Below are 22,377 nucleotides of genomic sequence, written 5' to 3' on the forward strand. Positions count from 1 at the left end.
CGCGCCGTATGTACGCGATATGCACGCGGTCTGCACGCTCTGCACAGGGGGCTTACAACCCCAGCTTGGCCTGCACGATCTGGTTGACGGCGGCCGGGTTGGCCTTGCCGCCGGTCGCCTTCATCACCTGCCCGACGAACCAGCCGGCCAGCTTCGGGTTGACCTTGGCCTTTTCCACCTGCGCCGGATTGGCGGCGATGATCTCGTCCACCGCGGTCTCGATCGCGCCGGTGTCGGTGACCTGTTTCATCCCGCGTGTCTCAACGATTTCAACGGGATCGCCGCCCTCGGTATAGACGATCTCGAACAGCTCCTTGGCGATCTTGCCGGAGATGTCGCCCTTGCTGATCAGCCCGATGATGCCGCCCAGTTGCGCAGGGCTGACCGGGCTTTCGGTGATGTCGTGATCTTCCTTCTTCAGCCGCCCGAACAGCTCGTTGATGACCCAGTTCGCCGCCAGTTTTCCATCGCGCCCCTCGGCCACCGCCTCGAAATAGGCGGCCGAATCCAGATCGGCCGTCAGCACCGAGGCGTCATAGTCAGACAGGCCGAACTCCTTGATGAAGCGCGCTTTTTTCTCGTCCGGCAGTTCCGGCAAGTTGGCCGCGATGTCATCGACCCAGCCCTGTTCGATCTCCAGCGGCAAGAGGTCCGGGTCGGGGAAATAGCGGTAGTCATGCGCCTCTTCCTTGGAGCGCATCGACCGGGTTTCGCCCTTGTCCGGATCATAGAGCCGGGTTTCCTGCATCACTTCGCCACCGCTTTCGAGGATGGCGATCTGGCGTTTCGCTTCGACCTCGATGGCCTGCTGAATGAACCGCATGGAGTTCATGTTCTTGATTTCGCAGCGCGTGCCGAGATGCGAAAAATCCTGTGTTTCCTGATACTTCTCATACTGACCGGGTCTGCATATCGACACGTTCACATCGGCCCGCAGGTTGCCGTTCTGCATGTTGCCGTCACACGTCCCCAGATAGCGCAGGATCTGGCGCAGCTTGGTGACATAGGCGGCGGCCTCTTCGGGGCCGCGTATGTCGGGGCGGCTGACGATTTCCATCAGCGCGACGCCGGTGCGGTTCAGATCGACAAAGGACATGTTCGGGTCCATGTCGTGGATCGATTTGCCTGCGTCCTGTTCCATGTGGATGCGTTCGATCCGCACAAGCCGCGCGACACCTTCACCCATCTCGACCAGCACCTCGCCTTCGCCGACGATGGGGTGGTAAAGCTGTGAAATCTGGTAGCCTTGCGGCAGGTCCGGATAGAAGTAATTCTTGCGATCAAAGGCACTTACAAGATTGATCTGCGCCTTCAGACCCAGCCCGGTGCGCACGGCCTGTTCGACACAGTATTCGTTGATGACCGGCAGCATCCCCGGCATCGCGGCATCGACGAAGGACACGTTGGAATTGGGTTCCGCCCCGAATTGCGTCGACGCGCCGGAAAACAGCTTGGCGTTGGAACTGACTTGGGCGTGCACTTCCATCCCGATGACCAGTTCCCAGTCGTGTTTCGCGCCTGCGATGGTTTTGACTTTGGGGGCGGTGTAGCTCAGGTCCAGCATGGGTCAGCCTCTTGTCCGTGACCCGCGCGTTCTAGGCCAGCATGCCCTGCGGGGCAAGGGGCGCGGACCTGTCAGAAAAACGAAAAATGCGTGCGTTTGACCGGGATGTCGCGGGTTTGGAACGCGGCTTCTAAGTCGCGATGCGGCGGCACGCATTCAAACGGCAGGTGCACGCGTTTCTCGCCCGTCAGCATGGCGCTGACCCGGACGGAGAAGTCCCAGCGGGTATCAAAGCGCATGTGGTCGATTTCGGCAAGATCCAGCGTGCCCTTGCGCCGCCCGCTGTGCCAGTCCAACTGGTTGTCGTCCAGCCGCACCCCGGCGCTGGGATTGCGATAAAGATCCCCGAGCGCGGGCAGGGTCAGCAGCGCCAGAAGGCCCATCACCCACCAGGCCGCGTCGACCGCAACGATCAGGCCGATCAGACCTGCGTAGACGAGGATCAGAACGCTGAGCGTGCGCCGTGACCGGCCCTGCCGGGTGAAGGTGAACGGCTCGGCCATCAGCGCCCGCCGGAAACATCCAGTACGGAACCGGTGACGTAGCTCGCCTGATCCGACAGTAGGTAGAGTACCGCATCGGCAACCTCTGCCGCCGAGCCGGTGCGTTTCATCGGCACCATGTGGGCCAGCCGTTCGGCGCGGCCCGGCTCGCCCCCCTTGGCGTGGATGTCGGTTTCGATCAGTCCGGGGCGGATCGCATTGACCCGGATGTTGTCTGCCGCGACCTCGTCGGACAGCCCCTTGGTGAACGTGTCGATGGCGGCCTTGGACGCGGCGTAGTCGACGTACTGATTGCCCGACCCGAGCCGCGCGGCGGCCGAGGAAATGTTGACGATCGCACCCCCGTCGCCCTGTGCAAGCATCCGCGAGACGGACTCTTTCGCCACGAGGATCGCGCCGATGACGTTGATGTCGAACATGCGCCGCAGACGCGCATGGGTCAGGTCGGTCACGCGGGCGGTTGCATCGACGACACCGGCGTTGTTGACCAGCGCGTCCAGCCGGCCGAATTCGGCGTCGATCTGCGCGAACAGTGCCGCGATCTGGTCCGGGTCGGCCACGTCGGCCTGACAGGTCAGAACCCGTGCCCCGGCGGCCTTGGCGTCCGCCGCGACCGCCTCGGCCCCGGCGCGATCGCTGTTGTAGGTCACCACCACGTCATAGCCCCGTGTCGCGGCCAGACGGGCCGTGGCGGCCCCGATCCCGGCGCTGGCCCCGGTGACGAGCATCACCTTGCGCATCTACGTCGCCCCTTGAATGCGGGTGATCATTTCGGAGGTGTCACGCGACAGGTCGGGCGTCGCCATGATCCGGTCGAGCTGCGCCTTGATCAGCGCCTGCCGCCCAGAATCGTAGCGCCGCCAGGTCTGAAACGCGCTGCACATGCGCGCCGTGGTCTGCGGGTTCACCGGGTCGAGCCGGATCAGCCAGTCGGCCAGCAGGGCATAGCCCGACCCGTCCGCGGCATGAAAGCCCGCGTGGTTCATCGACAAAGCACCCATCGTGGCGCGGAAGCGGTTGGGGTTCTTCCAGTTGAAATCCGGGTGTTCGGTCAGGGCATGCGCGACCCCGACCGCGCGGTCTGGCGCGGCCTGCACGACCTGAAGGCCGAACCACTTGTCGATGACCAGCCGGTCGTCTTTCCATTGATCATAGAACGCCGCGACTTCGGCTTCGCCCTTTTGCGCGGACAGCAGGCAGGACAGGGCCGACAGTTGCAGCGTCATGTTGTCGGCTTCGGCAAATTGCGCCGCCGCCTGCGCGCCGCCGTCAAGCCGGGTCAGGAGCGCCAGCGCCGCGCCGCCAAGAGCCCGCTTGCCGGTCTGGTTGGGGTCCGGGCGATAGGTGCCGTCGATGCGGCAATCGGCCAGGATGCGCGGCAGCACGTCCTGCGCGTGCTGCGCCAGCGCCTGTTTCAGGGTCTCTCCGGCCTGCCAGATCGCATCCGGATCCGGTGTTACGCCGGTTTCAAAGATCGCAGCTGCCAGTTCCGACTGGCCCGGCTGTGCCAGCATCAGCGCGCGATAGGCGGGATCGAGCGTGTCGTCGCGCAGGACGGCCAACATGCCGTCAAGGTAATCGGCATCCGGCGTTGTGCCCCGTGTCGCCATGCCGGTCAGCGTCGCCCGGGCCAGCGCCCGGCCCGCTTCCCAGCGGTTGAACGGGTCGGTGTCATGGGCCAGCAGGAAGGCACGGTCGGCCGATGTCATCTCGCGGATCAGCACCACGGGCGCGGAAAAACCGCGCAGGATCGACGGCACCGGTTTCGCGGCCAGCCCTTCAAAGGTGAAGCTCTGCGTCGCCTCGGTCATTTCGAGCGTTTCGGTGGCGCGCACTTCGTCGCCGTTGGCGTTCAGCAGCCCCACGTCGATGGGGATGACCAGCGGTTGCGGGTCGGGTGTTGCGGCCGAGGGCGGCGTGGTCTGGGTGAAGGTCAGCGCATATTTGCCGTCGGCCCAGTCTTCGGTCACCGACAGGCGCGGGGTGCCGGCCTGCGCATACCAGCGCGCAAACTGGGTCAGGTCGCGTCCGGTCACATCTTCGAACACCTTCAGCCAGTCCTCGATGGTGCAGGCCTGCCCGTCATGGCGCGCGAAATAGAGATCGAGCGCCTCGGCATAGGCGGCATCGCCGACCAGCCGTTTCAGCATGCCGATCACCTCCGCGCCCTTTTCATAGACGGTGGCGGTGTAGAAGTTGTTGATCTCCTGAAAGCTCTCGGGCCGCACCGGGTGGGCCAGCGGCCCCTGGTCCTCAGGGAACTGGCGGGCGCGCAGGTCGATCACGTCGGTGATGCGCTTGACCGGCGCGCTGCGCATGTCCGAGGTGAACTGGCTGTCACGATAGACCGTCAGCCCTTCCTTGAGGCAGAGCTGGAACCAGTCGCGGCAGGTGATGCGGTTGCCGGTCCAGTTGTGGAAATACTCATGCGCGATGATCGCCTCGATGCGTTCGAAATTGGTGTCGGTCGCGGTTTCGGGGCTGGCCAGCACGGCCGAGGAGTTGAACACGTTCAGCCCCTTGTTCTCCATCGCGCCCATGTTGAAATCGTCGACCGCGACGATGTTGAACACATCAAGATCGTATTCGCGGCCATAGACTTCTTCATCCCAGCGCATGGATTTCTTTAGCGCCTCCATGCCGAAGGCGCATTTGCCTTCATCGCCGGGCCGGACATACAGGTTCAGCGCGACATCCTTGCCCGAACAGGTGGTGAAGCTGTCTGACAGCGCCACCAGATCGCCCGCGACCAGCGCGAAGAGATAGGCGGGTTTGGGCCAGGGGTCGTGCCATGTCGCGCTGTGCTCGCCCGACCGGACCGGGTTGCCGTTGGACAGCAGGACCGGGTGCGGCCCGTTGATCGTCACGGTGAAGACACTCATCACGTCGGGTCGGTCGGGGTAGTAGGTGATCTTGCGAAAGCCTTCGGCCTCGCATTGGGTGCAATACATGCCGTTTGACATGTAGAGCCCTTCCAGCGCCGTGTTGTTCGCCGGGTCGATCTCGACCTCGGCCTCCCAGGTGAAGGGCGCATCCGGCACCGTGCAGGTCAGTCCCGCGTCGGTCACATCCGGCGTGACTGGTGCGCCGTCGATGCGCGCCTCGATCAGCTTCAGGGTCTCGCCATGCAGGAAGAACGTCCGATCCTTGGCCTCCGGGTTCGGTCGAAATGCGATGCGGCTGTGCACGCGTGTCGCGTTGGGGGCCAGATCGAAGACGAGGTGCACCGAATCGACCACGAAGCCGAAGGGCGCATAGTCTTTCAGATAGATGGTCGTGGGGGCTGCATCGCGCATGGGAGTCTCCGGAGCGGAACAATTTCTGCCGGTGGACGTTAGGTTCACAAGAAAGCAGGCGCAACCGATCCCGTCGGTTGCCCGAAATCAACTTGTCAAGGAACAGGAGAGATCATGTCCGCACCGCAGACGAACATCGAAAAGCAGGAACGCCGCCACAAGGGTCCGCTCATCGGCGTTGGACTGGCAGTGGTGGTAGCCATCGTCGGTTACGTGGTCTGGCAGTCGACATTCGAAGCCGAGCAACCCGGCCCCGCGGGTGTGACCGGCACCGAGCAGGCCGCACCGCAAGTGGATCCGAACGCAGGCAATTCCACCGCTCCGGCGGACTGATCTCGACGTCATGAAGCACGCGGCGCTCCGATGGGTGCCGCGTGTTGCCTATTGGAAACTTTCGCTCTAACTGTCCCCCGGCATACAATCGCACACAGGCGAAAAGGGACGGGAATGAGCGACAGAAAGGTGATCGACGGGCTGCAGGTTGCGCCCGAACTTGTGGACTTCATCGACAACAAGGCGCTGCCGGGGACGGGCGTGTCGTCCGAGACATTCTGGAGCGGACTGTCGCGCGTCCTGCACGAACTGGGACCCGAAAACCGCGCCTTGCTCGAGCGGCGCGAGGAGCTGCAGAAACAGATCGACGAGTGGCACATCGCCCGCCGCGACCAGCCCCACGATCACGAGGCCTACACGGCGTTTCTCGAGGACATCGGATATCTGCTGCCCGAGGGCGAGGATTTCGAAGTCGACACCGCCAATGTCGATCCCGAGATCGCGGATGTGGCCGGCCCGCAACTGGTGGTGCCCGTGACCAATGCGCGCTACGCGCTGAACGCCGCGAATGCGCGTTGGGGCAGCCTTTATGATGGTTTTTACGGCACCGATGCCATGGGCAGCCTGCCGCCGGCGGGCGGGTACGACCGCGGTCGCGGCGCACGTGTCGTTGCGCGGGCGCGGGTGTTCCTCGACGAGGCCTTCCCCATCGTCGGCACCAGCCACGCGGACGCGCGCCGTTACCATGTGAATGACGGTGCCCTGCTGGTCGATGACCACCCCCTCGCCAACCCCAAGCAGTTCGTCGGATACCGCGGCCATCCCAAGGCACCCGACGCGGTCGTTCTGGTCAATCACGGCCTGCATGTCGAACTGGTCTTTGACCGCACCCATCCGATCGGCAGCCGCGATCAGGCGGGCCTGGCCGACGTGCGGCTGGAAAGCGCACTCACCGTCATCATGGATTGCGAGGACTCTGTCGCCTGCGTCGACGCCGAGGACAAGGTGCTGGCCTATGACAACTGGCTCGGGCTGATGCAGGGCGATCTGTCGACTACGCTCGAAAAGGGCGGGCGCACCGTGACCCGCGCGCTGAACCCCGACCGCGAGTACACCGCGCCCGATGGCGGCAGCCTGTCGCTGAAGGGGCGCGCGCTCATGCTGGTGCGTGACGTGGGGCACCTGATGACCAACCCGGCAATTCTCGACCGCGACGGAAACGAGACCTTCGAAGGGCTGATGGACGCGATGATCACCGTGATGATCGCGATGCATGACCTCAACTCCGAGGGCGGCAATTCGGTCAAGGGGTCGGTCTATGTGGTCAAGCCCAAGATGCACGGTCCGGACGAGGTCGATTTCGCCGCGCGCACCTTCGACATGGTCGAGGACATCCTCGGCCTGCCGCGCAACACCGTGAAGATCGGCATCATGGACGAGGAACGTCGCACCAGCGTCAACCTCAAGCAATGTATCCGCGCGGCGAAAAGCCGGGTCGCTTTCATCAACACCGGATTTCTGGACCGCACCGGCGACGAGATTCACACGTCGATGGAGGCGGGACCGTTCTCGCGCAAGGACTTCATCAAACGCAAGGACTGGATCGGCGCCTACGAGGATCGCAACGTCGATATCGGGCTCGAATGCGGTCTGCAGGGACGCGCCCAGATCGGCAAGGGCATGTGGGCGATGCCCGACATGATGGAGGCGATGCTGGACCAGAAGATCGCCCACCCGCGTGCCGGGGCGAACACCGCCTGGGTGCCCAGCCCGACTGCGGCGACGCTGCACGCGCTGCACTACCACAAGGTCGATGTCTTCGCCGTTCAGGACAAGCTGAAGGCTGGTGGACGGCGGGCCCATGTTGACGCCGTGCTGAACATCCCGCTGGCCACCTACCGGCGCTGGAGCGATGCGCAGAAGCAGCGCGAGGTCGAGAACAATGCGCAGGGCATCCTCGGCTATGTGGTGCGCTGGATCGACCAGGGCGTGGGCTGTTCCAAGGTGCCGGACATCAACAACGTCGGGCTGATGGAAGATCGCGCCACCTGCCGCATTTCGGCCCAGCACATCGCCAACTGGTTGCATCACGGCGTGGTCAGCCAGGACGATGTGATGACCGCGATGAAGAAGATGGCCGCCGTGGTGGACGAACAGAACGCGGGCGACCCGTTCTATTCGCCGATGGCACCGGGATTTGACGGCATCGCCTTCAAGGCGGCCTGCGATCTGGTGTTCAAGGGCCGCGAGCAGCCGTCCGGATATACCGAGCCGGTGCTGCATGCGCGTCGTCTGGAGCTTAAGGCGGCAGGCTGACGCGACCGGGTTCGAGGGGAACGCCGCGGGTTTTCTATCCCCGGTCCCCCTCGGCGAATTTTCGACCATATGAATGAGGAGTGGGTCATGACGATTTCTTTGCGCCGCGCGCGCACGATCATCCGCAAGGCGCTCGAGAAGTCACGCGAGATGGAACTGAAGCCGATGTCCGTCGTGGTGGTGGACGCCGGCGGGCACGTTCAGGCTTTCGAGCGCGAGGATGGCGCAGCACCGGGTCGTTTCGCGGTCGCGTTCGGCAAGGCGCACGGGGCGGTCATGCTGGGCATGGCAGGCACGGCGCAGATGGCGCGGGCCGAGCAGCAGGCCTATTTCATCGGTGCGATGAACGGGTTGTTCGACGGGCAGTTCGTTCCGGTTCCGGGCGGCGTGCTGATCCGCGACCGCAAGGGCGCGGTCGTGGGCGCGGTCGGCGTGACCGGGGACACCTCGGACAACGACGCCGTGGCGGCGATGGCGGGAATCGAGGCAGTTGGTCTGACCGGAGAGATCTGAGCCGGCCCGAGCGATGCAGGGGGCTTGTCGCCACGAAGCCGGGGTTCTAGGTTGTTCGAAACCGGAACAGGACAGGCAACATCATGGCGCGGCCCATCGTCGGTATCATCGGCAATTCCTACTTGATCAACGATCAGTACCCCGCCCATGCCGGGGGATCGCACAATTCCGAGGCGGTCGCCGACGTGTCGGGCTGCATGCCGCTGCTGATCCCGGCCGATCCGCGTTTCCTGTCGGTGCAGGAGTTGCTGGAGACTTGCGACGGGTTCCTGTTGACCGGGGGCCGGCCCAACGTCCACCCCGAGGAATACGGTGAAGCCGCGACCGAGGCGCATGGCGCCTTTGACCGGGCGCGCGATGCGATCACCCTGCCGCTGGTGCGGGCCTGCGTCGAGCGCGGCCAGCCGTTTTTCGGGATTTGCCGGGGGTTCCAGGAAGTGAACGTCGCGATGGGCGGCACGTTGCACCCGGAAATCCGCGATCTGCCCGGGCGCATGAATCACCGGATGCCGCCTGACGGCACGCTGGAGGAGAAATTCGCGTTGCGCCATAGCGTGCGCCTGACCGAGGGCGGGGTGTTTCATCGGTTGTTCGGCGCGCACGAGGTGATGACCAACACGCTGCACGGGCAGGGGATAAAGACACCCGGGAATCGCGTCATCATTGACGGGGTGACCGACGACGGCACGCCGGAAGCGATCTACATCAAGGATGCGCCGGGGTTCACGCTCTCGGTTCAGTGGCACCCCGAATGGGACGCCGCGAATGACCCGGTGTCGCGGCCTCTCTTCGCCGCGTTCGGCGACGCGGTACGCGCCTGGGCGGCGCAACCCGCGATGAAGAAATCCGCCTGAATCCGATCCTGCGCTTGACCTGCCGCAAGGTAGTGCGTGCTGGGAGCATGTAGATTTCCTCCGACGCGATGAGCCGAGGAGACGCGCGTATGAATATCCTGATCTGTTACGCCACCACCGAGGGGCAGACCCGCAAGATCATGCGGTTCTGCGCCGATGAGATGCTTGCGCAGGGCCACGGGGTCGAGCTTCTGCCGGTGAGTGAGGCCGACCCGATCGATTTCGCGCGCTATGACGCCGCGATCTTGGCCGGATCGGTGCATATCGGCGCCATACAGGAGGAGTTGTGCGACTTCGCAAGCCGGCATCACGCGCGGCTGAACGCGATGCCGACGCTGTTCCTGGTCGTGTCGCTGGCGGCGGCGGGCAAGGACGGCTCGGACCATGCCGAGCTCGACAAGATCGCCGAAGACTTCTGCAACGCCGCGCAATGGACGCCGGGTGCGACGCATCACGTCGCAGGCGCCTTCCGCTTTTCGGAATACGATTTCTTCAAGACTTGGGCGATGCGTTATATCGCGTCGCAATATGGCCAGAAGGTCGATCCGCATTCCGATACTGAATACACCGACTGGGACGCCCTCTCGGCAGTTCTGAAGGGCTGGCCCTATACCGCCTGAGGTCAGATCAGCAGGTCGAAACTCCGGCTGAACGGCAGTTCGCGCGCACGGGTGCCGGTCAGGTCGAACAGCGCATTGCCGAGCGCAGGCATCGCGGGCGGAGTCCCCGGTTCCCCCGCGCCGCCCATATGCGCGTTGGTTTCGAGGATCGCAACCTCGGTGATCGGCGCGGTGTGCATGCGGATCGCCTCGTAGTCGGGGAAGTTCACCTGCTGGACTGCGCCATCGGCAAAGGTGATCTCTTCGAAACACGCGGCGGACAGGCCATAGACCATGCCGCCGACCATCTGCGCTTCCAGGTTGCCACGATCCAGCGCGATGCCGACGTCACAGGCGATCCAGGCCTTGGCGATGCGGATCGTTCCGTTCTCGTCCACCACCTCGATGACCTGAGCGACGGGCGTGCCGAAGCTGTAGGTGAACCCGACGCCGCGCCCGACGCCCTCGGGTGTCTGGCCGGTCCAGCCGGCCATGTCCCGCACGGTCTCGAGCACCTTGGCGCTGGGGGCATGTTCGGCCCGGACAAGCTCGAGCCTGAAGTCCAGCGGATCGCGTCCGGCGGCGTTGGCCATCTCATCGATGAAGGTGTCATGAAAGAAGCCATTGAAGGAGGCACCAACGCTGCGCCAGAACCCGACCGGGATGTCGAGATCCGCGAGGTGGCCGCGGATCCGGTAGTTCGGAATGGCAAATGGCTGGTTGAATGCGCCGTCCACATGAACCTTGTCGGGGCCCGCCGCCGGCAGGCCGACCCAGCGGTTCAACGCCTGCTGGGCCGCTGACTGACCGGCGACCTGCCCATCCAGCATCAGCGCGCTGCCATCCTTGACCGCACCGCGGAACCGGGCCATCGCACCGGGACGATAGAAATCGTGGGTCATGTCCTCTTCGCGCGACCAGGTCAGTTGCACCGGGGTTCCCTGCATCTGCAGCGCGACCCGGGTGGCATAGGCGGCAAAGTCGAGTTCGCCACGGCGTCCGAACCCGCCACCCATGAAGGTGGTGTGGATCGAAACGGCGTCCTCGTCGAGCCCGGCCAGATCGGCGCAGGTCGCGCGCTGGAAGGTGGGCGACTGGTTGCCACACCAGATGTCGAGCGCGTCGCCGGTGTAGAGCGCGGTGGCGTTCATCGGCTCCATCGTCGCGTGGGCGAGGTAGGGCACCTTGTATTCGGCATCGAGCGTCACGGCGCCTTCCGGCAGGGCGGACACGTCGCCCTCGTCGCGCATGGTCGAATTGGCCTTGGTCTCGAATGCCTCTGCAATCCGATCAAAGATCGCGGCGCTGTCGGCGGGGTGGGGCGATGCGCCCCAGGCGATGTCAATTGCATTCGCCGCCTTTTGCGCGAGCCACGTGTTGCGGGCGATCACGGCGACACCGGTGCCGAGGTCGACGATCTTTTCGACGCCGGGCATGGTTTCGGCTTTCGATGCGTCGAAGCCATCCATCGCCCCGCCCAGATGCGGGTTGATCCGGAGGGCTGCAAACTTCATCCCGGGCAGGCGCACGTCGATGCCGAACTCGGCCGTGCCTGTCGACTTGGCCAACATGTCGACTCGCGGCTGTGTATTGCCCAGTAGGCGCCAGTCACGCGCATCGCGCAACGTTACCTCGGGCGGATCGATCGAGGCTGCCTCCACCGCCAGATCGGTATAGGCAAGGCGGGTTCCGTCGGGGGCGATCACATGGCCGTTTTCAGTCTTCAGCTGGTCGCGCGACAGGTTCAGGCGGTTCGCGGCCGCCTGTTTGAGCGTTTCGCGCGCCGTGGCCCCGGCCTCGCGCATCCGGATGAAGCCGTCCTTCATCGAGGTCGAGCCGCCAGTGACCTGAAGATTCGCCAGTTTCCCGAGCACGCCGAGCGCTTCGCCCACCGTGTGCTGGAAATCGGTGATGTCATAGCCCTTGTTGGGCAGCGCATCGGCCACCATGGCGCTGTTGTAATATGCCTTGGCGGCAGGGCCGTGCAGCACGCGCACGTCCGAAAGCGTGACGTCGAGCTCCTCGGCGATCAGCGCGGCCCAGGTTGTATGCACGCCCTGGCCCATTTCGGCGCGGGGCGAGATCAGCGTGATGCCTTGCCGATCGATCAGGACAAACGGGTTGAGCGCGGCTTCGCCCTCGGCGGGCTGCAGCGGATTGGGGGCGGGCTGGCGGACCTTGTAGACGCCGAAGGCGACGCCGCCGACGATGGCGGCCGAGCCGATGAGAAAGGTGCGGCGGGCGATCTTTCCGATGCTGGCCATGATATTACGCCTCCTTCATCTTGGCCGACGCGGTTTTGATCGCGGCCCGGATGCGAGTGTAGGTGCCGCAGCGACACAGGTTGCCCTGCATGGCGTCGTCGATGTCGGCGTCGGTGGGCGTCGGGTTCTCGGCCAGAAGCGCCGCCGCCTGCATGATCTGCCCCGACTGGCAATAGCCGCATTGCGCGACCTGGTGTTCGATCCAGGCCTGCTGCAGCATCCCCAGATTGTCGGGCGCGCCCAGACCCTCGATGGTGGTGACGTCGCCCCAGACATCGGCCAACGCGATTTGGCAACTGCGCACGGCCTCTCCGTCGATATGCACCGTACACGCGCCGCAGGCCGCGACGCCGCAGCCGAACTTGGTGCCGGTCAGTCCGATCTCGTCGCGCAGGACCCACAGCAGAGGGACATCCTCGGGCAGATCGACCTGATGCCGTGTTCCGTTGATCGTCAAACTCGTGGTCATGGCGGTCCTCGCTCTCGCCTTGGCAGGGTTTGACAAAAGTAAAGCAAAGTGTCAGGGTGTCAATGGTCGAATTGACAAAACGGCCTCGAAATGTCAGTGCATGGCCATGAAGGACGATCAGCCCCTGGACAAGCAACAGGCGATCCTGCAATCCGCATGGCAGGCCTTTGCCGCCTATGGCTATCGAAAGACGTCGATGGACGACATAGCACGCGGTGCCGGCATGTCGCGCCCGGCGGTCTACCTGCATTATCGCAACAAGGACGACATCTTTCGCAGCCTCGTCCGTCACTACTATGACACGGCGGCCGAAGCCGTCGCTGCGGTGCTCAAGCGCGAAGCGCCGGCAGAGGTCGTCCTTGCAGACGCGTTTCGGGCGCAGCTGGGCGACACGATCGAGGTGATGCTGACTTCGCCGCACGGGATGGAGTTGCTGGACACCGGACTGGCGACAGCCGCCGATATCAAGGCCGAGGGCGAGGCGCGGCTGGTCGCGCTTTATGCCGCGTGGCTGAAGCGGGCAGAGGTCAATGGGCATATTCGCCTTGACGACACGCCCGAGACCGTCGCCGGAACCATCGCGCTGGCGCTCAAGGGGATTAAGACCGAGGGGCCGGATTTCGCGACGGTCAAGACGCGGCTAACCGTGCTGGCGCAGCTTCTGGGACGGGGGCTGTCCGCGCGCCGCTAAAGATCGGTCCTGAGGTGCCAGAGCTCGGGAAAGAGTTCGACCTCGAGCATCCGTTTCAGATAGCTGACACCGCCGGTGCCGCCGGTGCCGCGCTTGAAGCCGATCACCCGTTCCACAGTTGTGACGTGGTTGAAGCGCCAGCGCCGGAAGTAATCCTCGAGATCGACCAGCTTTTCGGCCAGCTCGTAAAGCTCCCAATGCGTTTCCGGCGCACGGTAGACCTCCGTCCAGGCCGCGATCACCGACTCCTGCGCCGCATAGGGCTGACGTACGTCGCGGTTCAGCACTTCCTTTGGCAAGGGCACGGAAACGTCGAGCACGCGCAGCGCCACGTCATAGAGCGAGGGCTGCTCCAGTTCCGCTGTCAGCAGGGCCAGGATATCGGGACGGTGTTCGTGCGGGCGCAGCATGGCGGGGTTGCGGTTTCCCAGCAGAAATTCGATCTGCCGGTACTGATGCGACTGAAAACCCGAGGACTGCCCGAGCGCCTCGCGAAAGGTGGTGTAGTCGCTGGGCGTCATCGTCCGCAGCACGTCCCACGCGCTGTTGAGTTGTTCGAAGATGCGCGCCACACGCGCCAGCATCTTGAAGGCGGGGCGGGGGCGGGCACCCTGAAGTGCCGCGCGCGCCGCCATCAGTTCATGCAGCGCAAGACGCATCCAGAGCTCGGAGGTCTGGTGCTGGATGATGAAGAGCAGCTCGTCATGGGCATCCGACAGCGGGTGCTGCGCGTCCAGCAGTGTCGGCAAGCGCAGGTAGTCGCCATAGGACATGCGCCCGTCAAAGGACATCTGCGCCCCCTCGCGGGCCGGATCATAGGGGTCTGTCATGGCGTCGCGCCCGTCGGGCGGCTCCGATCACCCGACGTGCTCATGTGACCGCCGCGCGAACGCGGAATTCCGGCCTGTCCCAGAGACGGTCGGTCATGACCTCGGCGATGATCGCGGCGGCAGCGCGTACATCAGCTTCGTCGAGATAGAGCGGCGTGAAGCCGAAGCGCATGATGTCGGGCGCGCGGAAATCCCCGATCACGCCGCGCGCTATCAACGCTTGCATCGCGGCAAAGCCGTCTTCGAAGCGGAACGACACCTGGCTGCCGCGGCGCTCGGCCGCACGCGGACTGGCCAGGGTCAACATCGGGCAGGCTGCCTCGACCTCGGCGATGAACAGCTCGCAGAGCGAAACCGACCTGGCGCGCACATCCCGGATGTCGGCCATGTCCCAGATGTCGAGCGCGCATTCGAGCGCGGTCATCTGGATCACCGGCGGTGTGCCCACGCGCATCCGGTCGACGCCGTGCCCGGGGCGATACTTGCGGTGAAAATCGAACGGGGCTTCATGGCCCAGCCACCCCGACAGGGCGGGCAGGGCGCGGCCCGCGTGACGGGGCGCGACATAGATGAAGGCGGGCGCGCCCGGACCGCCGTTGAGGTACTTGTACGTGCAACCGACCGCGAAATCGGCCCCTGCGCCGGACAGGTCGACGGGAACCGCGCCCGCGGTGTGCGCCAGGTCCCAGACGGTGACCGCGCCGACCGCGTGCGCGCGCCGCGTGAGATCGGCCATGTCGTGCCAGCGCCCGGTGCCGTAGTCGACCTCGGTCAGCATAAGGACCGCGACCTCGTCCGTCAGGGCGTCAGCCACGTCCTCGGGATCGACGATGCGCAGTTCATGGCCCTTGCCCAGCGTCTTGAGCAGCCCTTCCGCCATGTAGAGATCCGAGGGGAAATTCCCGCTGTCTGTCAGCACCACGCGACGCTCTGGCACCAGGTCGAGCGCGGCGGCGAGGGCCTGGTAGACCTTTATCGACAGCGTGTCGCCCAGCACCACCTGGCCCGGTTCCGCCCCGATCAGCTTGCCCACCCGGTCGCCAAGCGCCATCGGCTGCGCCATCCAGCCGGCCTTGTTCCAGCCGGTGATCAGCATCTGGCCCCATTCGTCGGTCAGCATCTGCTGCACACGCGCTGGCGCGGCCTTGGGCAGCGGGCCGAGCGAGTTGCCGTCAAGATAGAGCACGCCTTCGGGCAGGTCGAACATCGCCTTTGTGGCGGCAAAATCGGTCATGGTGGGGTCCTCGTGCGAAAGGGCTACATCTGCCCGCCGGCGATCTCGATCGTCTGGCCGTTCACGCTTTCCGACCCCGGACGCACCAGCCACATGGCGGCGGCGGCGATTTCCTCGGGCGCGATCAGTCGCTTGTGGCGGTTGGCATTGACCATGACGGCGCGCGCTTCGTCGGCGCTGATGCCCGCGCGCTGCGATATGCTGTCAGTGTTGCGGTCCACGATCGGGGTGTCCACATAAGCGGGACAGATCGCGTTGAAAGTATAGGGCTTGGCGATGTAATCCTCGCTCAGCGCGCGGGTGAGTCCGATCAGCCCGTGCTTGGAGGCCGTATAGCAGGCCGCACCCGGCAGACCGCGGACACCGGCCATCGAGGCGATGGTGATGACCCGGCCCCAGTCGGTTTCGCGCATGCCGTGCAGGCATTCTCGGATGGTCAGGAAAGCGCCGTCGAGATTGGTCGCCATCATGTTGCGCCAGAACTCCAACGTGGTCTTGTGTACGGCACGGCCCTCGGCGATGCCCGCATTGGCGACGCAGATCTGCACCGGGCCGCGCGCGTCGACGGCGGCGGCGATCTTGCCCACCACGTCGTCTTCGTCGCGCACATCCATCGCCATGCCGGTGATGCCGTGCCCCGCGACCGCGTCCAGAACCTCCTGCCGCCGGCCGGTGATGGTGACCTGAACGCCATCGGCCGCCAGTGCTTGCGCGATCGCAAGCCCGATGCCGGTGCCACCGCCCGTGACCATTGCGTGTTTGCCTGCAAGCGTCATGATCTCATCCTCCCTGATCTGGCCCGCACCCTATCGTCTGAAGCCCCGGTGGCAAGACGCATCCTTTGGTCACTTTACTTACCAATTCGCATCTGTGAATGTATCGGCGACGAAAGAGGAGCCCCCATGAAACATCTTTTCGCCATAGCTGTGATCGCGGTCGCCGGTGCCGCAAGCGCCAGCGAGGACATCGCGGACCAGTATCCGCAATCCGAGCTCTATTCCAAACCGGTCGAGGTCATCCCGCACGTGTTCTCGGCGATCGGGGCCACGGCGCCGCCGACCTACGAGAATTCGGGCCACAACAACAACCTGTCCTTCATCGTGACCGACGCGGGCGTTGTGGTCGTGAACGCCGGCGCGTCGAGCCGTCTGGCCGCGGCGCTTCACGAGGAGATCAAGGCCGTGACCGATCAGCCCGTCGTTCTGGTCATCAACGAGAACGGGCAGGGCCACGCGATGCTGGGCAACGGCTATTGGCGCGATCAGGGCGTCGATATCCTGGCGCACGAGGACGCGGTGGCCGAAACCATGGAGAACGGCGATTTCATCCTGCAGGGGATGCAATCCTACAACCGCGACAAGGCCGAGGGCAGCCGCATCGAACATGCCAACCTGACATTCAGCGACGAGTACGACGCCTCGCTCGGCGGCGTCACGATCAAGGTGCTGCATCTGGGGCCGGCGCATGATCCGGGCGACCTGCAGGTCTGGCTTCCCGATTGGGAGATCATGATCGCCGGCGACATCGCCTTTCACGAACGGATGCTGCCGATCTTCGGCCACACCTGCACCAGTTGCTGGATCGAGACCTGGGAAGAGAAACTCGAACCCATCGCGCCGACCTACGTGATCCCCGGACACGGGCATCCGACCAACTTCGCCCAGGTCCGGCGCTACACGCTCGACTATCTTGTCGATCTGCGGGCGAAGATCCGCGATCATATCGACGAAGGGGGCGACCTGGCGGGCGCCTACTATGTCGACCAATCGAATTGGGCGCATCTTGACACGTTCGAGGAATTGGCCACCAAGAACGCAGGACGCGTGTTCGAGGAGATGGAATGGGAATGATCCGTACAAGCGCCGCGATTGCCGGGCAGGCCTGAGATGAAGTGGTTGGACCTGCCACCGGTCTGGCTCGGAGGGTTCATTGCCCTCGCCTGGTTTCAGGCGCGGCATGCCTCCTACGGGTTGAGCTTCGGCGGTGCGTGGGCGGATTTTGTCGGCGGGTTGCTGATCGGCGGCGGCCTGCTGCTGATGTTGCTGGCGTTTTCGGAGTTCCGCCGCCAGCGCACCACCATCATCCCGCACAAGACGCCGAGCCGCCTGATCCAGTCGGGAATTTTCAGCCGCACCCGCAACCCGATCTACCTGGGCGACACGCTGATCCTGGCCGGGCTGGTCCTGCGGCTGGACGCGGTGCTGGCCCTGCCGCTTGTCCCGATCTTCGTCTGGGTGATCGAGAAGCGTTTCATTCTTCCCGAGGAAGATCGCATGCGGCGCGCCTTCCGCATGGACTTTGCCCGCTATGAACGCAAGGTGCGACGCTGGGTCTGAGTTGATGTGCTGCAGACCATTGTATAGCAAAGCGAGGCTGTAATGACCTGCGAAGTCCTGTTATGACGCGCAGACACCACGATTTTCGGCCCGAAACGGGCGATATGGGGGACAAGAGTTGAAGATAGGAACACCGAAGGAAACGTTTGCGGGCGAAGCGCGTGTCGCGATGACGCCCGACTCGGCACGTGCGCTTCAGAAGCTTGGATATGACTGCCTGATCGAAACCGGCGCCGGCGCCGCGGCCGGGTTTTCCGACGCGGCCTATGAAGAGGCCGGGGTCGAGGTAATCAAGACCGCCGCGGCGCTCTGGAAAGAGGCCGACATCGTCGCCAAGGTGCGCCAGCCGAACGAGACCGAGCTGAAACGCCTGACCAAGGGCAAGACCCTGATTTCCTTCTTCAATCCGGCTGCGAACGACGCCGGAATGGAGCTCGCGAAGTCCAAGGGCGCCAACGTCATCGCGATGGAACAGGTGCCCCGCATCAGCCGCGCGCAGAAGATGGACGCGCTGTCCTCGATGGCGAATATCGCGGGCTACCGCGCGGTGATCGAAGCCGGCAACAATTTCGGCCGCTTCTTCACGGGCCAGATCACCGCCGCGGGCAAGGTGCCGCCGGCGAAGGTTCTGGTGGTCGGCGCCGGCGTCGCCGGTCTGGCCGCCATCGGCACCGCGACCAGCCTCGGTGCGATCACCTATGCCTTCGACGTGCGTCCGGAAGTGGCCGAGCAGGTCGAATCGATGGGCGCCCAGTTCGTCTTCCTCGATTTCGAGGAAGAGCAGCAGGACGGCGCGGCGACCGGCGGCTATGCCTCGGTCTCCAGTCCCGAGTTCCGCGAGGCGCAGCTCGCCAAGTTCCGTGAACTGGCGCCCGACATGGACATCGTCATCACCACGGCACTGATCCCGAACCGCGAAGCGCCGGAGCTGTGGACCGAGGACATGGTCAAGTCCATGAAGCCCGGCAGTGTCATCGTCGATCTCGCGGCTGAAAAAGGCGGCAACTGCAAGCTGACCGTGGCCGACGAGAAGATCGTGACCGACAACGGCGTGACGATCATCGGCTACACCGATTTCCCGTCGCGCATGGCGGCGCAGAGTTCGACGCTCTATGCCACCAATATCCGCCACATGATGACCGACCTGACGCCCGAGAAGGACGGTCAGATCAATCACGACATGGAAGACGACGTGATCCGTGGCGCGACCGTGACCTTCGATGGCGAGATCACCTTCCCGCCGCCGCCGCCCAAGGTGCAGGCGATCGCGGCCAAGCCGAAGGAAGCCAAGAAGGAACTGACCGCCGAGGAAAAGCGCGCGCAGGAAATCGCAGCGTTCAAGCAGCAGACCAAGAATCAGGTCGGCCTTCTGGCCATCGCGGCGGTGTTGCTCCTGGCGGTCGGCCTCGTCGCGCCGGCCAGCTTCATGCAGCACTTCATGGTGTTCGTGCTGGCGGTCTTCGTCGGCTTCCAGGTGATCTGGAACGTCAGCCACAGCCTGCACACGCCTCTCATGGCGGTGACGAACGCGATCTCGTCGATCATCATCCTGGGGGCGCTGGTGCAGATCGGATCGTCCTCTGTCATCATCGCGATACTGGCCGCATTGTCGGTGTTCATGGCCTCCGTGAACATCTTTGGCGGGTTCCTCGTGACACGGCGCATGCTCGCCATGTTCCAGAAGTCGTAAGGAGTTAACTAGCCATGGAATACGGCTTCACGATTGCGGCCTATGTGGTCGCGGCAATCCTGTTCATCCTTTCGCTGGGCGGTCTGAGCGGCCAGGAAAGCGCCAAGCGCGCCGTCTGGTACGGCATCGTCGGCATGGCGATCGCCGTGCTGGCGACGCTGATCGGACCGGGCCAGGACCGTTGGCTTCTGTCTCTGGTCATGATCGCACTGGGTGCCGGGGTCGGCTACCAGCTGGCAACGCGTGTCCAGATGACCCAGATGCCGGAACTGGTGGCGATCATGCATTCGCTCGTCGGTCTGGCCGCGGTCTTCGTCGGCTTCAACGCCGATATCGAACTGGGACGCGTCGCCGCCGCGTTCAACGAGGCGGGTCACGCCTTCCCCCGGCCCGAGGAGGTGACGGCGGCCAGCGTCGCGTTCGCCAAGGAGTTCTCGGGTTTCGCTGCCATCGTCGCCAAGAAGACGGCGGTCGAGATCACCATCCTGCGGGTCGAACTGGTGCTGGGCATCTTCATCGGTGCCGTGACCTTCACCGGGTCGGTCATCGCCTATGGCAAGCTGGCGGGAAAGGTCGACACTTCGGCCAAGAAACTGCCGGGCGGGCACATGTTGAACGCTGGGGCCGCGATCCTCTCGCTGCTGCTGGTCGCACTCTACCTCGGCGGGGCAGGCATGTGGACCCTGCTGTTGATGACCGCGCTTGCGCTTTTCATCGGCTATCACCTGATCATGGGCATCGGCGGTGCCGACATGCCGGTCGTGGTGTCGATGCTGAACAGCTATTCCGGCTGGGCGGCGGCAGCCATCGGCTTCAGCCTCGGCAATGACCTTCTGATCGTTGTCGGCGCGCTGGTCGGCTCCTCGGGTGCGATCCTGTCCTACATCATGTGCAAGGCGATGAACCGCTCGTTCATCAGCGTTATCCTGGGTGGCTTCGGTGGCCCGGCGGGCGAGCAGATGGCGGTCGAGGGCGAACAGATCGCCATCGAGGCCGACGGCGTCGCCACGGCGCTGAACGAGGCGGACAGCATCATCATCATCCCGGGCTACGGGATGGCGGTGGCGCAGGCGCAGGGCGCCGTGTCCGACCTGGTCAAGAAGTTGCGCGCCAAGGGCAAGAACGTGCGGTTCGCCATCCACCCGGTCGCCGGGCGTCTGCCCGGGCACATGAACGTGCTTCTGGCCGAGGCCAAGGTGCCTTATGATATCGTGTTGGAGATGGAAGAGATCAACGACGACTTCCCGGACACGGATGTCGCCATCGTCATCGGCTCCAACGACATCGTGAACCCGGCCGCGCAGGATGATCCGAACAGCCCGATCGCCGGCATGCCGGTGCTGGAGTGCTGGAAGGCCAAGCAGGTCTTCGTGTCAAAGCGGGGGCAAGGCACCGGCTATTCCGGCATCGAGAACCCGCTGTTCTTCAAGGACAACACGCGGATGTTCTATGGCGATGCAAAGGCCAGCCTCGACAAGCTGCTGCCGATGATCGACTGACAACCGGCCATGCCGTCCGAAAAGTTGAAAACCCCGGTCAAGGCGACCGGGGTTTTCTTTTTGCCTGCGGCGGAATGCGCTCTGGCGCCGCCTCATTTCTGAGTATAATTGTCAGTTAATGAGTGCCGTGAGCCGCATATCGTCTTTGCCACACCGCGAGTTTCCGAGCGGTCGAGAGCACCCGCCGCTGATGGACGCGCTGGGGCAAGTGCGCTGCGTCGGGCGGCGGTTGCGGCTGCATGGCGCTCGCGATCCTTCGCCGTTGGGCGTGCTGCTGCAGCGTCTGCCCGCGATGTTGGGGCGCAGGCTGGTCTTTCATGAGCCCGGCGCGCGCGACGTTTCCTTTGACGAGGCATGGTTGCTGAACCTGCTCGATGCGGTCAGGTCGGCCGACGAGGATCGCTATCGTTTCGCCCTGCTCAGCCGGATGCCGCGCGACCGGGCCTCGGCGTTGCATTTTCTGGTCTGCCAGGCCGCGCATACATTGGATACGTCGCGATAAGTGGTTATGTTGACTGACAGCAAGCCGTCGCCAGCCAACAGCATTTCCAAGAAGGATACATGACATGACACAAACTGCCGCAGACCTCAGCCCATCGGCGCGCGAAGCCATCGCCGACGCGCTCAACCAGGCGGTTGCGGAAACCGTCGTCACCACGATGCTTGCGCAGAACTTTCATTGGAACGTGACCGGCATGGCATTCGGCCCGCTGCACGCGCTTTTCCAGGAAATCTACGAGGATCACTTCGTGGCACAGGACGACCTGGCCGAACGGATCAGGGCGATCGACGCCCATGCCGACGGTGTTCTGGGCGACATGCTGAAGCGCTCGAAGGTGAAAGAGGCCACGGGGCATCCGTCGGCCGAAGACATGATCGCCCACCTGCGCGATGCGCAGGAGACCCTCGCCGCGACCACCGCCGAAGCCGGTGCGCTCGCTGCCGAGCATGGGGATACGCTGACCGAAGACCTGTGTATCGCACGCGGCCAGACCCACGAGAAGTTCGCCTGGATGTTGCGCGCGCACCTGCGCTGACGATCAGAGCCCCCCGGGCAGGGGGGCACGCTTCTTCTTGCACTTGCGTGCATAGATCTCGGGCCACGCATGGAACTTTCCAAGCGCGGCCTGTTGCTTGATCAGCATGTCGACGAAAGCGCGGCGATGCTTGTCTTTCTTCAGTGACTTGAAAAGGGATTTCTGATCTCGGGTCATGCTGCATCCGATGCAGTGACCTCCGCGTTTGTACTTGCACACGTCGATGCAGGGAGAGGGCGTCTTGCTCATCTACTTTGTCAGGATCAACTTGCCGCTGCGCGTCAGGCGCAGGATGTAGAGCACTCCGTCGAGCATGATCCCCGCGCGCATTTCGGGTCCTAGAAGCGCGCGCGCATCATGCATCGGCAGGGCCGTTTGAGGCATGGAATGATCCGACTCATCTGACATG

General features: G+C 64.2%; 23 protein-coding genes. 12 read left to right on the plus strand and 11 right to left on the minus strand.

Translation table 11 applies throughout. From position 1 onward, the window contains the following. Positions 1 to 52: 52 nt before the first annotated feature. From gatB to pepN, 4 genes are all read right to left on the minus strand, one after another. Positions 53 to 1,564 carry an Asp-tRNA(Asn)/Glu-tRNA(Gln) amidotransferase subunit GatB gene (gene gatB, locus JF290_RS00590; protein ID WP_199022769.1) on the minus strand — a complete coding sequence of 504 codons (1,512 nt, stop codon included), beginning with the start codon at positions 1,562 to 1,564 and terminating at the stop codon, positions 53 to 55. Positions 1,565 to 1,635: 71 nt separating this feature from the next. Then, positions 1,636 to 2,067 (minus strand): hypothetical protein, encoded by a 432-nt coding sequence (locus tag JF290_RS00595; protein WP_199022770.1) that lies wholly within the window; start codon positions 2,065 to 2,067, stop codon positions 1,636 to 1,638. Continuing rightward, positions 2,067 to 2,807, minus strand: coding sequence for an SDR family oxidoreductase (locus JF290_RS00600; protein WP_199022771.1), 741 nt, complete (start codon positions 2,805 to 2,807; stop codon positions 2,067 to 2,069). Before JF290_RS00600 ends, JF290_RS00595 begins: the two co-directional genes overlap by 1 nt. Next, positions 2,808 to 5,363 carry an aminopeptidase N gene (gene pepN / locus JF290_RS00605; RefSeq protein WP_199022772.1) on the minus strand — a complete coding sequence of 852 codons (2,556 nt, stop codon included), beginning with the start codon at positions 5,361 to 5,363 and terminating at the stop codon, positions 2,808 to 2,810. Between the two features lie 114 nt (positions 5,364 to 5,477). Here pepN and JF290_RS00610 point away from each other — a divergent pair, with 114 nt between their 5' ends. The 5 genes from JF290_RS00610 to JF290_RS00630 all read left to right on the plus strand — a co-directional run bounded on the left by JF290_RS00610 (position 5,478) and on the right by JF290_RS00630 (position 9,939). Beyond that, positions 5,478 to 5,696, plus strand: a complete 219-nt coding sequence (locus JF290_RS00610; RefSeq protein WP_199022773.1) for a hypothetical protein — start codon at positions 5,478 to 5,480, stop codon at positions 5,694 to 5,696. A gap of 114 nt (positions 5,697 to 5,810) precedes the next feature. Continuing rightward, positions 5,811 to 7,952, plus strand: a complete 2,142-nt coding sequence (locus JF290_RS00615; protein WP_199022774.1) for a malate synthase G — start codon at positions 5,811 to 5,813, stop codon at positions 7,950 to 7,952. Between the two features lie 87 nt (positions 7,953 to 8,039). Continuing rightward, positions 8,040 to 8,465: a GlcG/HbpS family heme-binding protein gene (locus tag JF290_RS00620; RefSeq protein WP_199022775.1), complete on the plus strand. Its 426-nt coding sequence runs from the start codon at positions 8,040 to 8,042 to the stop codon at positions 8,463 to 8,465. An 83-nt stretch (positions 8,466 to 8,548) separates the two neighbouring features. After that, positions 8,549 to 9,319, plus strand: a complete 771-nt coding sequence (locus JF290_RS00625; protein WP_199022776.1) for a gamma-glutamyl-gamma-aminobutyrate hydrolase family protein — start codon at positions 8,549 to 8,551, stop codon at positions 9,317 to 9,319. A gap of 89 nt (positions 9,320 to 9,408) precedes the next feature. After that, positions 9,409 to 9,939 (plus strand): flavodoxin domain-containing protein, encoded by a 531-nt coding sequence (locus JF290_RS00630; RefSeq protein ID WP_199022777.1) that lies wholly within the window; start codon positions 9,409 to 9,411, stop codon positions 9,937 to 9,939. 2 nt (positions 9,940 to 9,941) lie between these two features. On the opposite strand, the gene JF290_RS00635 is transcribed toward JF290_RS00630, so the two are convergent. Both JF290_RS00635 and JF290_RS00640 read right to left on the minus strand, forming a co-directional pair. Then, positions 9,942 to 12,182 (minus strand): xanthine dehydrogenase family protein molybdopterin-binding subunit, encoded by a 2,241-nt coding sequence (locus tag JF290_RS00635; protein ID WP_199022778.1) that lies wholly within the window; start codon positions 12,180 to 12,182, stop codon positions 9,942 to 9,944. Positions 12,183 to 12,186: 4 nt separating this feature from the next. Beyond that, complete coding sequence (locus JF290_RS00640; RefSeq protein ID WP_199022779.1) at positions 12,187 to 12,651, minus strand: (2Fe-2S)-binding protein; 465 nt, start codon at positions 12,649 to 12,651, stop codon at positions 12,187 to 12,189. A gap of 106 nt (positions 12,652 to 12,757) precedes the next feature. Between JF290_RS00640 and JF290_RS00645 the strand changes: the two genes are divergently transcribed. Beyond that, positions 12,758 to 13,342 carry a TetR/AcrR family transcriptional regulator gene (locus JF290_RS00645; RefSeq protein WP_199022780.1) on the plus strand — a complete coding sequence of 195 codons (585 nt, stop codon included), beginning with the start codon at positions 12,758 to 12,760 and terminating at the stop codon, positions 13,340 to 13,342. Here the strand turns inward: JF290_RS00645 and kynA are convergent. Genes kynA through JF290_RS00660 form a run of 3 tightly spaced genes read right to left on the minus strand, consistent with a single transcriptional unit; the run spans position 13,339 to position 16,182 of the window. Further along, on the minus strand, positions 13,339 to 14,172 hold the full coding sequence (kynA, locus tag JF290_RS00650; protein ID WP_199022781.1) for a tryptophan 2,3-dioxygenase: 834 nt from the start codon (positions 14,170 to 14,172) through the stop codon (positions 13,339 to 13,341). The genes JF290_RS00645 and kynA overlap by 4 nt on opposite strands. A 40-nt stretch (positions 14,173 to 14,212) precedes the next feature. Then, on the minus strand, positions 14,213 to 15,406 hold the full coding sequence (kynU, locus tag JF290_RS00655) for a kynureninase (RefSeq protein WP_199022782.1): 1,194 nt from the start codon (positions 15,404 to 15,406) through the stop codon (positions 14,213 to 14,215). Between the two features lie 23 nt (positions 15,407 to 15,429). Continuing rightward, positions 15,430 to 16,182, minus strand: a complete 753-nt coding sequence (locus tag JF290_RS00660; protein WP_199022783.1) for an SDR family NAD(P)-dependent oxidoreductase — start codon at positions 16,180 to 16,182, stop codon at positions 15,430 to 15,432. Between the two features lie 126 nt (positions 16,183 to 16,308). Here JF290_RS00660 and JF290_RS00665 point away from each other — a divergent pair, with 126 nt between their 5' ends. The 6 genes from JF290_RS00665 (at position 16,309) to JF290_RS00690 (ending at position 21,968) form a co-directional block, all read left to right on the plus strand. Further along, positions 16,309 to 17,256 carry an MBL fold metallo-hydrolase gene (locus JF290_RS00665; protein WP_199022784.1) on the plus strand — a complete coding sequence of 316 codons (948 nt, stop codon included), beginning with the start codon at positions 16,309 to 16,311 and terminating at the stop codon, positions 17,254 to 17,256. Positions 17,257 to 17,292: 36 nt separating this feature from the next. After that, complete coding sequence (locus JF290_RS00670) at positions 17,293 to 17,742, plus strand: methyltransferase family protein (RefSeq protein ID WP_199022785.1); 450 nt, start codon at positions 17,293 to 17,295, stop codon at positions 17,740 to 17,742. A gap of 118 nt (positions 17,743 to 17,860) precedes the next feature. Next, entirely contained in the window at positions 17,861 to 19,432 is a 1,572-nt protein-coding gene (locus tag JF290_RS00675) for a Re/Si-specific NAD(P)(+) transhydrogenase subunit alpha (protein WP_199022786.1), read from the plus strand. Positions 19,433 to 19,446: 14 nt separating this feature from the next. After that, positions 19,447 to 20,931 carry an NAD(P)(+) transhydrogenase (Re/Si-specific) subunit beta gene (locus JF290_RS00680; RefSeq protein ID WP_199022787.1) on the plus strand — a complete coding sequence of 495 codons (1,485 nt, stop codon included), beginning with the start codon at positions 19,447 to 19,449 and terminating at the stop codon, positions 20,929 to 20,931. A 118-nt stretch (positions 20,932 to 21,049) separates the two neighbouring features. Continuing rightward, on the plus strand, positions 21,050 to 21,433 hold the full coding sequence (locus tag JF290_RS00685; RefSeq protein WP_199022788.1) for a hypothetical protein: 384 nt from the start codon (positions 21,050 to 21,052) through the stop codon (positions 21,431 to 21,433). 64 nt (positions 21,434 to 21,497) lie between these two features. Next, positions 21,498 to 21,968 carry a Dps family protein gene (locus tag JF290_RS00690; RefSeq protein WP_199022789.1) on the plus strand — a complete coding sequence of 157 codons (471 nt, stop codon included), beginning with the start codon at positions 21,498 to 21,500 and terminating at the stop codon, positions 21,966 to 21,968. A gap of 3 nt (positions 21,969 to 21,971) precedes the next feature. On the opposite strand, the gene JF290_RS00695 is transcribed toward JF290_RS00690, so the two are convergent. Together JF290_RS00695 and hemP are read right to left on the minus strand one after the other, a co-directional pair. Then, the gene (locus JF290_RS00695) at positions 21,972 to 22,217 is read right to left on the minus strand and encodes a DUF1289 domain-containing protein (protein ID WP_199022790.1); all 246 of its coding nucleotides are present in this window, start codon (positions 22,215 to 22,217) and stop codon (positions 21,972 to 21,974) included. Further along, entirely contained in the window at positions 22,218 to 22,376 is a 159-nt protein-coding gene (gene hemP / locus JF290_RS00700; RefSeq protein WP_199022791.1) for a hemin uptake protein HemP, read from the minus strand. It abuts the gene before it with no gap. Position 22,377: the final 1 nt, after the last annotated feature.

The organism is Sedimentitalea arenosa, from assembly GCF_016428585.1.
GTDB lineage: Bacteria > Pseudomonadota > Alphaproteobacteria > Rhodobacterales > Rhodobacteraceae > Sedimentitalea > Sedimentitalea arenosa.